General features: G+C 67.7%; 15 protein-coding genes. 10 read left to right on the top strand and 5 right to left on the bottom strand.

Going from position 1 to position 13,481, the window contains the following annotated elements; genetic code table 11:
* Positions 1–214 precede the first annotated feature (214 nt).
* The 5 genes from P7V53_RS16000 to P7V53_RS16020 are packed head-to-tail and all read left to right on the top strand — an operon-like array spanning position 215 to position 3,469.
* Complete coding sequence (locus P7V53_RS16000) at positions 215–763, top strand: tetratricopeptide repeat protein (RefSeq protein ID WP_280150370.1); 549 nt, start codon at positions 215–217, stop codon at positions 761–763.
* Positions 764–780: 17 nt separating this feature from the next.
* A complete protein-coding gene (locus P7V53_RS16005; protein ID WP_280150372.1) occupies positions 781–1,362 on the top strand; it encodes a peptidylprolyl isomerase in 582 nt (193 codons plus the stop codon).
* A gap of 1 nt (position 1,363) precedes the next feature.
* Positions 1,364–1,864 carry a peptidylprolyl isomerase gene (locus P7V53_RS16010; protein ID WP_280150373.1) on the top strand — a complete coding sequence of 167 codons (501 nt, stop codon included), beginning with the start codon at positions 1,364–1,366 and terminating at the stop codon, positions 1,862–1,864.
* 17 nt (positions 1,865–1,881) lie between these two features.
* The gene (locus P7V53_RS16015; protein ID WP_280150374.1) at positions 1,882–2,685 is read left to right on the top strand and encodes a UDP-2,3-diacylglucosamine diphosphatase; all 804 of its coding nucleotides are present in this window, start codon (positions 1,882–1,884) and stop codon (positions 2,683–2,685) included.
* A 1-nt stretch (position 2,686) separates the two neighbouring features.
* Positions 2,687–3,469 carry a zinc-dependent peptidase gene (locus P7V53_RS16020; RefSeq protein ID WP_280150375.1) on the top strand — a complete coding sequence of 261 codons (783 nt, stop codon included), beginning with the start codon at positions 2,687–2,689 and terminating at the stop codon, positions 3,467–3,469.
* Between the two features lie 50 nt (positions 3,470–3,519).
* On the opposite strand, the gene P7V53_RS16025 is transcribed toward P7V53_RS16020, so the two are convergent.
* The 4 genes from P7V53_RS16025 to P7V53_RS16040 form a co-directional block, all read right to left on the bottom strand.
* Positions 3,520–4,650: a branched-chain amino acid ABC transporter substrate-binding protein gene (locus P7V53_RS16025; RefSeq protein ID WP_280150376.1), complete on the bottom strand. Its 1,131-nt coding sequence runs from the start codon at positions 4,648–4,650 to the stop codon at positions 3,520–3,522.
* Positions 4,651–4,875: 225 nt separating this feature from the next.
* Positions 4,876–5,184, bottom strand: coding sequence for a hypothetical protein (locus tag P7V53_RS16030; RefSeq protein WP_280150377.1), 309 nt, complete (start codon positions 5,182–5,184; stop codon positions 4,876–4,878).
* Entirely contained in the window at positions 5,181–5,621 is a 441-nt protein-coding gene (locus P7V53_RS16035; protein ID WP_280150378.1) for a DNA polymerase III subunit chi, read from the bottom strand. Before P7V53_RS16035 ends, P7V53_RS16030 begins: the two co-directional genes overlap by 4 nt.
* Positions 5,622–5,641: 20 nt before the next feature.
* Positions 5,642–7,099, bottom strand: coding sequence for a leucyl aminopeptidase (locus P7V53_RS16040; RefSeq protein ID WP_280150379.1), 1,458 nt, complete (start codon positions 7,097–7,099; stop codon positions 5,642–5,644).
* A gap of 27 nt (positions 7,100–7,126) precedes the next feature.
* On the opposite strand from P7V53_RS16040, the gene lptF reads away from it, so the two are divergent.
* The 5 genes from lptF to P7V53_RS16065 are packed head-to-tail and all read left to right on the top strand — an operon-like array spanning position 7,127 to position 11,829.
* Complete coding sequence (gene lptF, locus P7V53_RS16045) at positions 7,127–8,236, top strand: LPS export ABC transporter permease LptF (RefSeq protein ID WP_280150380.1); 1,110 nt, start codon at positions 7,127–7,129, stop codon at positions 8,234–8,236.
* On the top strand, positions 8,233–9,345 hold the full coding sequence (gene lptG / locus P7V53_RS16050; protein ID WP_280150382.1) for an LPS export ABC transporter permease LptG: 1,113 nt from the start codon (positions 8,233–8,235) through the stop codon (positions 9,343–9,345). Before lptF ends, lptG begins: the two co-directional genes overlap by 4 nt.
* Entirely contained in the window at positions 9,342–9,734 is a 393-nt protein-coding gene (locus P7V53_RS16055; protein WP_280150384.1) for a CbiX/SirB N-terminal domain-containing protein, read from the top strand. Before lptG ends, P7V53_RS16055 begins: the two co-directional genes overlap by 4 nt.
* Positions 9,731–10,675 carry a CysB family HTH-type transcriptional regulator gene (locus P7V53_RS16060; protein WP_280150386.1) on the top strand — a complete coding sequence of 315 codons (945 nt, stop codon included), beginning with the start codon at positions 9,731–9,733 and terminating at the stop codon, positions 10,673–10,675. The genes P7V53_RS16055 and P7V53_RS16060 overlap by 4 nt, the downstream gene beginning before the upstream one ends.
* Entirely contained in the window at positions 10,672–11,829 is a 1,158-nt protein-coding gene (locus P7V53_RS16065; RefSeq protein WP_280150388.1) for a pyridoxal phosphate-dependent aminotransferase, read from the top strand. The genes P7V53_RS16060 and P7V53_RS16065 overlap by 4 nt, the downstream gene beginning before the upstream one ends.
* Positions 11,830–11,845: 16 nt before the next feature.
* Here the strand turns inward: P7V53_RS16065 and P7V53_RS16070 are convergent, their stop codons facing one another.
* Positions 11,846–13,375 carry a hypothetical protein gene (locus tag P7V53_RS16070; protein ID WP_280150389.1) on the bottom strand — a complete coding sequence of 510 codons (1,530 nt, stop codon included), beginning with the start codon at positions 13,373–13,375 and terminating at the stop codon, positions 11,846–11,848.
* Positions 13,376–13,481 lie beyond the last annotated feature (106 nt).

Below are 13,481 nucleotides of genomic sequence, written 5' to 3' on the forward strand. Positions count from 1 at the left end.
GGTCGGGCCCGCCACAGGGCCGTCGGAAAACGTTGCCACGTCGAGAAGAAGAACGGATTTGGGGAAGGCGCCGTGTCTCCCTGGCGGCGCGCGGGGCAGGCGAGCGATGGGCCTGCTCTACAATCGATTCAGTATAGCGGGGCCGCCCGGATGCGGTTGGTATTTGGCAGTGCTGCAGCGCAGCTTTGACCCCGCTCCACTCACCTCTGCATCGATGCCTTCTGCCCTGCTTCGCCCCGTCCGTGCGCTGGTCGCATTGCTGCTGTGCTGCGCGGCAACGCTCGCACCGGCAGCCGACGAACGAAGCGAGATCAACCGGCTGGTGGCCGCGGGCGAGACGACCGAGGCGCTCGCGCGGCTGGATCGATTGCTCCAGCAGAGCCCGCGCGAGCCGCAGCTGCGCTTTCAGAAAGGCGTGGTGCTCGCGGAGTCCGGTCGCACCCCTGAAGCGCGCGAGATCTTCACGCAGCTGACGGTGGACTACCCGGAGATTCCGGAACCTCACAACAACCTGGCGGTGCTCCATGCCGCCCAGGGCGACTACGACAAGGCGCGCGCAGCGCTCGATGCCGCGCTGCGCGCCAATCCCGACTACGCCGTGGCGCACCAGAACATGGGCGACCTCTATGCGCAGCTCGCGCGGCTGTCGTACACCCAGGCATTGCGCCTCGATCCGTCCAACGCGGCATTGCCGCCCAAGCTTTCGCTGCTGCGCGACCTGGTCAAGCCGGCCGGCACCGCAGCGCCGCGCACCACTCCCTGAAGAACCAAAGGAAAACCATGAGCCGCTCGTCCCTACGCCACGGTGCTTTCGCCGGCGCCCTCGTGCTGACGCTGGCCGCGGCGCCCGCCGCGATGGCGCAGGCGCAGAAGGTCAAGCTCGCCACGTCGATGGGGGACATCGTCGTCGAGCTCGACAGGGCCAAGGCGCCGAAGTCGGTCGACAACTTCGTGCAGTACGTGAAGGCGGGCCACTACGACGGCACCATCTTCCATCGCGTGATTCCGAACTTCATGATCCAGGGCGGCGGCATGACGCCCGACATGAAGGAGAAGAAGACCCGCGAGCCCATCCCCCTGGAGTCGCGCAACGGACTCACCAACCAGCGCGGCACCATCGCGATGGCGCGCACCATGGACCCGAACTCGGCCACCGCGCAGTTCTTCATCAACGTGAAGGACAACGCCTTCCTCAACGCCGAGCAGGCGCGCGACGGCAACGGCTACGCCGTCTTCGGCAAGGTGGTCTCAGGCATGGAAGTGGTCGACAAGATCCGCGAGGTGCCCACCGGCAGCAAGCCGCCGCACGACGACGTGCCCAACACGCCGGTCATCATCAAACGAGCCACCCTGGAGAAGTGAAATGACTCAGCAAGTCGAGCTGCAAACGACGAAGGGCAACATCCGCATCGAGCTGGACGAGGCGAAGGCGCCCGAGTCGGTGAGGAACTTCCTGACCTACGTGGCCAAGGGCCACTACGACGGCACCGTGTTCCACCGCGTGATCAAGGGCTTCATGATCCAGGGCGGCGGCTTCGCCGCCGGCATGAAGCAGAAGCCCACCGATCCGCCGGTGCGCAACGAAGCGAACAACGGCTTGAAGAACGACCGCTACACGATCTCGATGGCGCGCACTTCCGATCCGCACTCGGCCACGGCGCAGTTCTTCATCAATTCGGCCGACAACGCCTCGCTCAACTTCCGCTCGGAGAGCCCCAGCGGCTGGGGCTATGCGGTCTTCGGCAAGGTCGTGTCGGGCCAGGACGTCGTCGACACCATCGAAGGCGTCAAGACGGGTCGCAAGGGCTTCCACGACGACGTGCCCCTCGAAGACGTGGTCATCACCCGCGCCGTGCTCGTCTGAGCGTCAGGGCTGCGGACATGGCTGACGTGGGTGCGGCGCCGCTGCCCGAATTCGCCGAGTTCCGCGCGCCGGCAGCCTGGCGCGCGATCGATTTCCTCAGCGACCTTCACCTGAGCGAGGCCACGCCGCGCACTTTCGATGCGCTGGCCACGCACCTGCGCTGCACCGAGGCCGATGCGGTGTTCATCCTGGGCGACCTCTTCGAAGTGTGGGTCGGCGACGATGCACGGCACGAAGGTTTCGAGGCGCAGTGCGTGGCCATGCTGGCAGAGGCCAGCGCGCACCGCTTCATCGGGTTCATGCAAGGCAACCGCGACTTCCTCGTGGGTGCCGACATGCTCAGGCACTGCGGCGTGATGTCGCTCGCCGACCCCACTGTCATCACGGCCCACGAAGACCAGCGCCTCCTGCTGTCGCACGGTGATGCGCTGTGCCTGTCGGACGTGGAGTACCAGCGTTTCCGATCGGAAGTGCGCAGCGACGAATGGCAACGCCGTTTCCTGCAGCAGCCGCTGCCGCAGCGGCGCGAGCAGGCGCGCGCCATACGCGCCGAGAGTCAGCGGCGCAAGGCTCGGCAGACTGCCGGCGAATGGTTCGACGTCGACGAAGAAGCCACGCGGCGCTGGATGCGCCATGCCCGCGCGGACCGGATGATCCACGGACATACCCACGTGCCTGCACGGCATCCGATGGGCGAGACGATGGTGCGTTACGTGCTGAGCGATTGGGACTGCGACTACCCGGCCGGAAAGCCGCGGGCCGATGTGCTGCGCTGGCGCCGCGAGGGCTTCTCGCGCCTCGCGCCGGCCGCGGCGCACTGACGTGCTGAACCGCTGGTGGTCGACACTGCGCAAGCTGCGCGACGAGCGCACGCTGCGCCGGCGACCGATTCCCGACACGCTGTGGGAGCTGACCCTCGCGCGCTATCCCTTCCTCGGTCGGCGCGATGAATCCGATCGCGCCATGCTGCGCGACCTGGCGACGCTGTTCCTGGCGCAGAAGGAGTTCACCGGGGCGCAGGGTCTGGACATCACCGACGAGATCGCCGTCGCGGTCGCCGCGCAAGCCTGTCTGCCGGTGCTTCGCCTGGGCCTCGAGGCCTATGCCGGATGCGTCGGCATCGTGATCCATCCCGACGAGGTGGTCGCCCGCCGCGAGGTGATGGACGAGGACGGCATCGTGCACCGCTACGACGAGACGCTGTCCGGCGAGGCAATGGAAGGCGGGCCCGTCATGCTCTCGTGGCGCGATGTCGAGGGCGCCGGCGAGTCGGCCGAATGGGGCTACAACGTCGTGGTCCATGAGTTCGCTCATGTGCTGGACATGGCCGACGGCGTGGCCGATGGGGTGCCTCCGTTGCCCGACCGGGCCGCGCGCGACGCCTGGCGCAGCGAGCTGAACGCGCAGTTCCATGAGTTCTGCGACCGTGTCGATGCCGGCGAGGACACGCTGCTCGACCCCTACGGCGCCGAATCGGTCGACGAGTTCTTCGCGGTCGCCTCGGAGGTGTTCTTCGTTGCGCCGCACGAGCTGCGCCTGGAGCATCCGCCGCTGTACGCCCTGCTGGCGGGCTACTACCGACAGGATCCCGCAGCCACCGCATGAAAGAGAAAGGGGCGCCGAACGGCGCCCCCTTTCCGTCATGCCGACCGATGTCAGTTGAGCGGGACCTTCTTGCCGTCCTTGTAGACGTACAGCGTCATCGCCGGGTTCTTCAGCTCGCCGTTGTCCTCGAAGGCAATCTTCGCGGTGACACCCTGGTAGTCGGTCTTGGCCAGGCAAGGCAGGTACTTGGCCGGGTCCGGCGAGTCACACTTCTGCATGGCGTTGACCAGCACCATCGTCGCGTCGTAGGTGTACGGCGAGTAGACCTGGAACTGCTTCGGGTACTTCTGGTCGTAGCGGGCGCGCCAAGCCGTGCCGCCGGGCATCTTGGCCAGCGATGCGCCGCCTTCCGCGCACACCACGTTGGCCAGCGTCTTGGCGCCGCCCGACAGCTCGATGACCTTGTCGGTGCACAGGCCGTCGCCGCCGAAGTACTTGACGTTCGCCATGCCGAGCTGCTCCATCTGGCGCAGCATCGGGCCGGCCTGCGGGTCCATGCCGCCGTAGAACACGCCGTCGGGGTTCTTGCTCTTCACGGCCGTCAGGATGGCCATGAAGTCGGTGGCCTTGTCGGTGGTGTACTGCTCGTCGACGATCTGGATGCCCTTCGCCTGGGCGGTCTTCTTGAACACCTCGGCCACGCCCTGCCCGTAGGCGGTGCGGTCGTCGATGATCGCGATCTTCTTCAGCTTGAGCGCGTCGGCCGCATACAGCGCGAGGCCGGCGCCCAGCGCGTTGTCGTTGGCCAGGAGGCGGAAGGTGGTCTTGTAGCCCGGCTTGGTGAGGTTGGGGTTCGTCGCCGACGGCGTGATGTGGGGGATGCCGCAGTCGTTGTAGACCTTGGAGGCCGGGATCGTGGTGCCGGAGTTCAGGTGGCCGACCACGCCGTTGACCTTGGCGTCGCACAGTTTCTGCGCCGCGGCGGTGCCTTGCTTCGGATCGGCTGCGTCGTCTTCGGCGACGAGCTCGAACTTGACCTTCTTGCCGCCGATGGTGATGCCTTTGGCGTTCAGGTCTTCGATGGCCATGCGAGAGCCGTTTTCATTGTCCTTGCCGTAGTGGGCCTGGGCACCTGAGACCGGGCCGACGTGGCCGATCTTGACGACCATGTCCTGCGCATACGCACCGCTGGCGAGTACTGCCACTGCGGCTGCCGCGATCACATTCAGTTTGACTTGCATGCATAACCTCCGAATAGGAATGGGAGAGAGTGTTGATGTTTCAACGGGCGCCACCATACTCCAAATGAACTCCTTGATACATCGGGAATCCTCGGGGCGTGACGCCGATTGGCGACACCGGTTTACCCGAGTGGTCTAGGGCATTCGCAAGGCGCATGGGCGGGGCGCAGGAAGCGGGTGGCACCGTTGAACAGAGGCGTCACCACGCGGCTTCCAACGAACGACCTAGCGATCGCGATGACGGGACAACTCCTGGGCGACTGCCCGGGCCACCATGTCTCGCAAGGTGGATGCCAGCTCGGTCCGCGTCTCGCGCAGCAGGGCGTCGGTGAGCCGCGCCAAGGCCGGCGCCATCGCCTCGCGCAGGCGCTGCTCCAGCATCAGGTCGACCTGTCGTTGCACGTTGGCAAGGACGCGTTGCACCAGTTCCTGCTCGGCGGACGTCGGCGGCGCGGCCTGCGCGACGCTGGCTTCGTGCCGGATCACCTCGGTGAGCGTCGGCACCTTGCCCGGCGGCGGCGCGGCGGCGCTCATGCCTGGGCGCCTACTTCGAACTTCTGGATCGCATAGCCGCGGCCGGCGTAGTGCTTCCAGCGGCGGCGCGCGGCCGCGCGCTCGTCGTCGTCGGTGGAGACGATCTCGATCAGCCGGCCGAAGCTCTCGAATCCAGCGGCCGGCTCTTCGCCCAGATGCACCAGCACGGGGTGATGCGCCGCCAGTTCCGCCCGCTCGACGAGCCAGATCGGGGTGCGGCGCAGGCGCGGCGCGAGCGTCTCGCCGCCGCGCAGCAGCACGTGCGGGATGAATTCCTGCGGCTCGAAAGTCCACAGCGTGCGATCCAGCCGGCCGAGGGTGTCGCCCGGTCCGCTCACCGCCACCCCGGCGGCCCCGCTGCGCAAAGCCTTGCGCAGCAGCCGGCAGGCGTAGAGCAGCCGATCGGGCACGTTGAAGTGGAACTGAACCTCAGTCATGACCGGCGCCGCCCCGACGTTCAACCTGCGTGCGACAGGACGAAATGCGTCAGCAGCGGGACCGGACGGCCGGTGGCGCCCTTGGCCGCGCCGGACTTCCATGCGGTGCCGGCGATGTCGACGTGCGCCCAACGGTATTTGCCCGTGAAGCGACGCAGGAACATCGCCGCCGTGATGGCGCCGCCGGCGCGCGGGCCGACGTTGGCCATGTCGGCGAAGTTGCTCTTCAGCGCGTCGTCGTACTCCTCGTCCAGCGGCATCCGCCACACGGGATCGAGCGCCTGCCGGCTGGCCGCCAGCAGTTGCTCGGCGAGCTCGTCGTCGGCGGTGAACAGGCCCGAATTGTGGTGACCCAGCGCCACCACGCAAGCGCCGGTGAGCGTGGCGATGTCGACGACCGCCCGGGGCTTGAAGCGCTCGGCGTAGGTCAGCGCATCGCAGAGAATGAGGCGCCCTTCGGCGTCGGTGTTGAGGATCTCGATCGTCTGCCCGGAAAGGCTGGTGACGACGTCGCCCGGCTTCACCGAATGCCCGCTCGGCATGTTCTCGCAGGTCGGGATGAGGCCGATGACGTTGAGCTTGGGCTTGAGCTCGGCGATGGCGCGCAATGTGCCGAGCACGCTGGCCGCGCCGCCCATGTCGTACTTCATCTCGTCCATCTCGGCGGCAGGCTTGATGGAGATGCCGCCGGTATCGAAGGTGATGCCCTTGCCGACCAGGACCACCGGGGCCTGCGACTTCGTGCCGCCGTCGTAGCGCGCGACGATGAAACGAGGCTCCTGATGCGAGCCCTGCGCAACGGCAAGGAAGGAGCCCATGCCGAGCTTCTCGATCGCCTTGCGGTCCAGCACCTCGACCTTCAGGCCATGGTCCTTGCCCAGCTTCTTCGCGGTCTCGCCGAGAAAGGTGGGCGTGCAATGGTTCGCGGGCAGGTTGGCCAGCTCCCTCGCGAGCGTGACCCCCTCGGCAACCGCCGCGCCGCGGGCCAGCCCGCGCTGAACGTCGCGCGCCTGGGGCTTGTCGCACAGCAGGGTGATCCTGGAGATGGCCGGCGCAGCCGGTGCGCTGGGCTTGGTCTGGCGGTACAGGTAAGTGGCGTCTGCGACCGCGGCGGTGACGGCCTCGGCGTGCTGCTCGCCCACTTCGCTGCTGCCGAGCGCCACGGTCACGTGCTTGGCGCCGCCGCCCTTGAGCTGCGCGAGGCCGGCGGCAACCGCCGCCTTGAAGGCCTTGACCGATGCCGCACCGCCCGCGCACACCACCAGACGCGCGGCCTTCAAGCCTTGCGGGCGATGCAGATAGAGCGTGCGTCCCGCCTTGAACTGGAAGTCGCCATGCGACACGGCGTCGTCGACGATGCGGGCGATGGCCGGGTCGAGGTCGCGGCCGATGGCATCGCCGTGGATGACGACGAGCAGCGCATCGGTTGCCACGCCGGACAGTGCGCCGGTCGAAGCGATTTGATGTCGAAAGTCCATAATGCGGTCCGGTTAGACAAGCCAACGATGTTATTCGATTCCACTCTGCGCAGAGACCTCGCGCGAAGCTTCGGCGCGACGCTCGTCGTCATCCTCACCATCGTGCTGACGATGATGCTGATCCGCACTCTCGGCCAGGCTGCAGGGGGCAACATCGCACCGCAGGACGTGGTGCTGCTGCTGGGATATGTGGCGCTCGGTCAGCTGCCCACGATGCTCGCGCTGTCGATGTTCATCGCCGTCGTCGCGACATTGAGCCGCATGTATCGTGAGAGCGAGATGGCCATCTGGTTCGCCAGCGGCGTCGGACTCACGCGCTTCGTGCGTCCGGTGCTGCGCACCAGCCTGCCGGTGCTGGTGGTCGTCGGCCTTTTGGCGCTGTTCGTCTGGCCTTGGGTCAACCAGCGCAGCGTCGAGTTGCGCGACCGCTTCGAGCGCCGCTCCGACCTCTCGCGCGTCGCACCCGGCCAGTTCCAGAGCTCCAGCGACGGCAGCCGCGTCTTCTTCATCGAGCGTGATTCGCAGGACGGCCGCACCGGTCGCAACGTCTTCATCCTGTCCAGCTCGGGCGCCGTAGAGGCGGTGACGACCGCCAAGTCGGGCCGCATCGCCATCGAGGGCGAAGACCGCTTCCTGCTGCTCGACCGCGGACAGCGCAACGAGCAGAACGCCAAGACGCACGAGAAGACGCTGTCCCGCTTCGAGAAGTACCGCGTGCTCGCCGGCGAGCGCATGCTGTCGCGCGCCGACAACCTGCCGCCGAAGGCCCGCACCACCGGCGAGCTGCTGCGTTCGCCGAGCCCGGCGTTCCAGGGCGAGCTCGTGTGGCGGCTGGGCCTGGTGCTGGGCGGCGCCAACCTCACGCTGCTGGGGATCGCGCTGTCCGAGGCGAACCCACGACGGGCCAGCAACTGGAACCTGCTGTTCGCCCTGCTGGCCTTCGTCGTCTACTACAACGTCATCAATCTGACCCAGGCGTGGGTGGCTGGCGGCAAGGTCGGCATGGGCGCCGCGCTGATCGGCGCCCACGGCGGCGCGTTCGCACTGGCAGTGGGCATGCTGTGGTGGCGCGATGCCCGCAACAGCCGCCGCAAGTGGTCGACGTCGGCGGCAGCGTCCGCCAAGGCAGGCGCATGAAGACCGTCCGGCGCCTGTTCTACGTCGACATCGTGTCGTCGGTGTTCTTCGTCGCCCTCGCGTTCCTGTCGCTGTTCTTCTTCATCGATTTCGTCGACGAGCTGGGCGACGTCGGCAAGCAAGGCTATCGCACGGTCCACGCAGTGGCCGCGAGCCTGCTCGAGCTGCCGGGCCACGTGTACGAGCTGATGCCGATCGCGGTGCTGATCGGCACCATCTACGCCCTCGCGCGCATGGCGCAGTCGTCCGAGTACACCATCCTGCGCACCGGCGGCCTCGGACCGGGACGGGCGCTGAACCTGCTGGCCATCCTGGGCCTGGTGTTCGGCGTGCTCACCTTCGTCGTCGGCGACTACCTCGCTCCGCTCACCGAGGAGCAGCGCGCCACACTGACGGCCGTCTACAAGGGCGGCCTCAAGCTGGGCCGCTCGGGCGCCTGGCTGAAGGACCGGCACATCACACCGGAAGGCGAGCGCTCGTACTCCATCAACGTCGGCAGCGCCGCCAGCGGCGGCACGCTGCGCAACGTGCGCATCTTCGAGTTCGACACCAACGGCCGCCTGATCCAGCGCATCGCCGCCACCCGCGGGCAGGTCGACGAAGCCGCGGTGTGGCAGCTGGCGGAAGTCACCGTGACCCGCTGGACCGAAGGCGCGACCGATGAGCCGCAGCACGTCTCCGACGAGTCGCTGCCGCAGATGTCGTGGCGCAGCACGCTGTCGGCCAGCGTCGTGGCCGCCGCGGTGCTCCCGGTCTCGACCATGTCGACGGTGGAGCTCGCGCGCTACATCGGGCACCTGGCCGAAAACGAGCAGGCGGCGCAGCGCTACGAGATCCAGTTCTGGAAGCGCGCGCTCTATCCGTTCGCCTGCCTGGTGATGATGGCGCTCGCGCTGCCGTTCGCGTATCTGCATGCACGCGGCGGCGGCGTGAGCTTCAAGGTGTTCGGCGGCATCATGCTGGGCATCAGCTTCGTGCTGCTGAACAACGTCGCCGGCCATCTCGGCATGCTGCGCGACTGGACGCCGTGGATGGTTGCCGCCACGCCCAGCGCGATCTACCTGATGCTGTCGATGGCCGCCTTCACCTGGCTCGTGAAGTACCGATGAAGCAGGGCCTGCTGCTGTTCGCCCACGGCGCCCGCGACTCGCGCTGGGCGCTGCCGTTCGAGGACATTGCCGAGCGCATCCGTGCGCGTGCGCCGAACCTGCCCGTGGAACTGGCGTTTCTCGAATTCATGCGGCCCGATCTGCTCGAGGGCGGCCGACGTCTGGCCGCGGCACAGTGCGAGCGCGTCGACGTCGTGCCGCTGTTCCTCGGCGCCGGCGGACATGTGCGCAAGGACATCCCCGAGCTGCTGATTCAGCTGGAATCCGCCCATCCGGCCGTGCATTGGGAACTTCGTCCCGCCATCGGCGAAGTCGACAGCGTCGTCGAGGCGATGGCGATGGCGGCGCTGGCATGGCTGCAGCCGCTGCAGGCGCCCACCCCCCTATGAACCTCCATCAGTTCCGCTTCGTCCAGGAAGCCGTCCGGCAGAACCTCAACCTCACCGAAACCGCGAAGGCGCTGTACACCTCGCAGCCCGGCATCTCGAAGGCCATCCTCGAGCTCGAGGGCGAGCTGGGCGTCGACATCTTCGCGCGCCACGGCAAGCGGCTGCGCCGCATCACCGAGCCCGGCCAGGAGGTGTTGCGCTCCATCGAGATCATCCTGCGCGAGGTGAACAACCTGAAGCGCATCGGCGACGAGTTCTCCAAGCAGGACGCCGGCACGCTGTCGATCGCGACCACGCACACCCAGGCGCGCTACTTCCTCCCCGAGCCGGTGGCGCAGCTGCGCAAGCGGTTCCCCAAGGTGAGCATCAGCCTGCACCAGGGCGCGCCCAAGCAGGTGGCGCAGATGGTGGTCGACGAAGTGGCCGACATCGGCATCGCCACCGAGGCGCTGGACGAAGCGACCGAGCTGGTCACCCTGCCCTGCTACGAATGGCAGCACGCCGTCGTCATGCCTGCGGGGCATCCGCTCGCCCAGCTGGAGCGCATCACGCTGGAGGACCTGGCGATCCAGCCGCTGGTGTCATACCACCCCTCGTACAGCGGCCGCACACGAGTCGACCGCGCGTTCGCGGCGCGTCGGCTCAAGCCGAACATCGTCCTCGAAGCCATCGACGCCGACGTCATCAAGACCTACGTCCGTCTGGGCCTGGGCGTCGGCATCCTGGCAGAGCTGGCGGTGCGCGACGACCCGCCCGGAGGCGAGCTCGTCGCCCGGCCGGTCGGGCATCTGTTCGGCCAGAACGTCACCCGCGTCGCGTTCAAGCGCGGCGCCTACCTGAGGAACTTCGTCTACGCCTTCGCCGAGATGCTGTCAGACCGCCTGAGCCGTGCCCTCATCACGCGGGCCATGAGCAGCGACACGCAGGACTACCAGCTATGAGCCTCAAGACGCCCACCATCGAAAGCCGACTGCCGACGGTCGGCACCACCATCTTCACCGTGATGTCCGCGCTCGCGCAGGAGCACGGCGCCGTCAACCTCGGCCAGGGCTTTCCGGACTTCGACTGTGATCCCCGTCTGCTCGACGCCGTCGAACAGGCGATGCGCCGCGGGCTCAATCAGTACCCCCCGATGACCGGCGTGCCGGCACTGCGCGAGGCGGTTGCGGCCAAGATCGAGTCGCTGTACGGGCATCGCTACGACCCCGGTGCCGAAATCACCATCACCGCGGGCGCCACGCAGGCCATCCTCACGGCCATCCTGGCCATCGTGCACCCGGGCGACGAGGTCATCGTGCTCGATCCCTGCTACGACAGCTACGAGCCCAACATCACGCTCGCCGGCGGTCGTGCGGTCCATGTGCCGCTGACCGCGGGCACCTTCCGTCCCGACTTCGAGCGCATCGCGGCCGCGCTTTCGCCGCGCACACGCGCCATCATCGTCAACACGCCGCACAACCCGAGCGCCACCGTGTGGTCGGCCGCCGAGATGCGGCGGCTCGCTGAGCTGCTCGAACCGACCGATGTGTTCGTCATCGCCGACGAGGTCTACGAGCACATGGTCTACGACGGCGCGCCGCACCAGAGCGTGGCGCGCCTTCCCGAGCTGGCGGCGCGCAGCTTCATCGTGTCGAGCTTCGGCAAGACCTACCACGTCACCGGATGGAAAGTGGGCTATGTCGCGGCGCCCGCGCCGCTGACCGCGGAGTTTCGCAAGGTGCACCAGTTCAACGTGTTCACGGTCAACACGCCGGTGCAGCACGGCATCGCCGCCTACATGGCAGATCCGGCGCCCTACCTCGAACTTCCGGCCTTCTACCAGCGAAAGCGCGACCTGTTCCGAGCCGGCCTTGCCGCCACGCGTTTCGAACTGCTCCCCAGCGAGGGCAGCTACTTCCAGTGCGTCGGCTATTCGGCGATCAGCGACGAGCCCGAAGAGGCCTTCTGCCGCCGCCTGACACGCGACATCGGCGTCGCCGCGATTCCGCTGTCGGCTTTCTACGCCGGCGGCTTCGAGCAGCGCATCGTGCGTTTCTGCTTCGCCAAGAAGGACGCGACGCTGGAGGAAGCGCTGCGGCGCCTCTCGCACTTGTAGACAGAAGCGCAGCGGCCTACGGAGTGGGCGGCCGCGGCGCGTCGAAGTCGAGCTCCAGATCCACTGGCTTGCCTGCCTGAGGCTCGCGAGGACGCGCCGCTTCGGCACGCACGATGGCCGGCGTCTCCGCGCTGTGGTCCAGGGGCAGCAGCAGGTCCACGCCGTCGGGCATGCGTTCGCGCTCGACGAGATCGCGCACCAGCGCATACAGGAACAGCAGCTCCTCGTAGGCCGGCAGGTCGAAAGTGCCGTGGCTGTTGTCACGGCGGAACAGCAGCGATTCGAGCAGGTCGCTCGCACGCGCCGGAACACTCCATACCGATTGCAGCCGAGCCACGATATCGGGATACGCGGCGAGTGCGCGGCCTTGCAACGGATCGCTCTCCCAGGCCGGCGCATGCGCGTTGAAGCGGCGGTTGAAGCGCTCGCGGATCCGCTCGTACGCTTCGCCGTCGCTGCGGCGGCGATAGATCTCGAGCAGCTTCAGGTAGGGCATCGGACTCGTTCCGCCGCTGCTGCGCACGTGGCCCATGAGCAGGTCGATGGCCGCCTCTTCCTCGCCCAGCGCGATGAAGAAGTCGGCCTGCTGCTCCAGATCGATCAGCTCCTCGCCGGTCAGTTCGCGGCGCATGCGCGCGGCCGACGGAATCGTGGTCGTCTGTATCGCGTCGCGCACCGACGACTCGGCGCGTGTCGGCGCTTCGTCCAGCGCACCGCCCAGGCTCGACTCGGGCACGACGCGCATCGACGTCATCGTGACCTCGTCGAACGCCGGCGACACCGGTGACATGCGCTCGATGTCGAAGGGCCGCGAGCCCGTGTCGGTCAGTGCCTGGGAATCGCGCTGCCAGGCCTGCTCGCTTCGCTCCCTGGCCTGCCGCCACAGCAGGACGGCGATCACCACGAGCAGCAGCACGACCAGCGCGGTGAGTCCGTAGAGCGCCGGATCGCTGTGACGGCGAACCTCTTCCGACTCGCGCAGCTTCGCCTGCAGGGAGGCGATGCTCTGCTGCGTCGCCTGCTGCTCCAGCCGCAGCCTTTCGATCCGCTCCTCCAGGGCCCCGAGCTGCGCTTGCGCACCGGACGCCGGCGTGCCGGGCGTCACGGCGCTCGCGGCGGCTTCGACCGGAAGCGCCGTGGGGGCCGGCGCTGGCTGCCTCGCTGCACCACCGCGCGGCGGATCGAGCAGGCTCACGAACTTGTGCGAAGCGCGAGGCGGGCAGCCGAGCGCGAGCTGCACCGTGACGACCGGCTCGGTGATGCGCGAGGTCGTCGATACTTTCACCGTGGCTTCGCTCGGCGTTGCGCCGCGAACAAGCCGCGTGCGGACCTGCTGCGCCGGCACGCGCTGATCGCCGGCCGTCACCTCTGCCGCGATGCACTGCGCGGCGAGCGCCTCGTCGCCCTCGAGCCGTACCGCCACACCGAAGTCGAGCGGCTGCCCGAGGCGGGTGGCGTTGCTGACCGGACCAAAGCCCAAGGCCATCGCGTGCGATGCAAAGCACAGCAGCAAACCGGCGGCGACAGCGGCAAAGGCTTTGCGCATGGACAAGGGAGGCGAAAGAGCCGTGGGACTCTAGCATGTCGTTACATGTCAACCACGCCTCGCGCGACATGGCCCGTGCGAGGTATCACGGGGCGTGCGTGACACA

Source organism: Piscinibacter sp. XHJ-5, assembly GCF_029855045.1.
In the GTDB taxonomy this organism is placed as follows: Bacteria; Pseudomonadota; Gammaproteobacteria; order Burkholderiales; family Burkholderiaceae_C; genus Albitalea.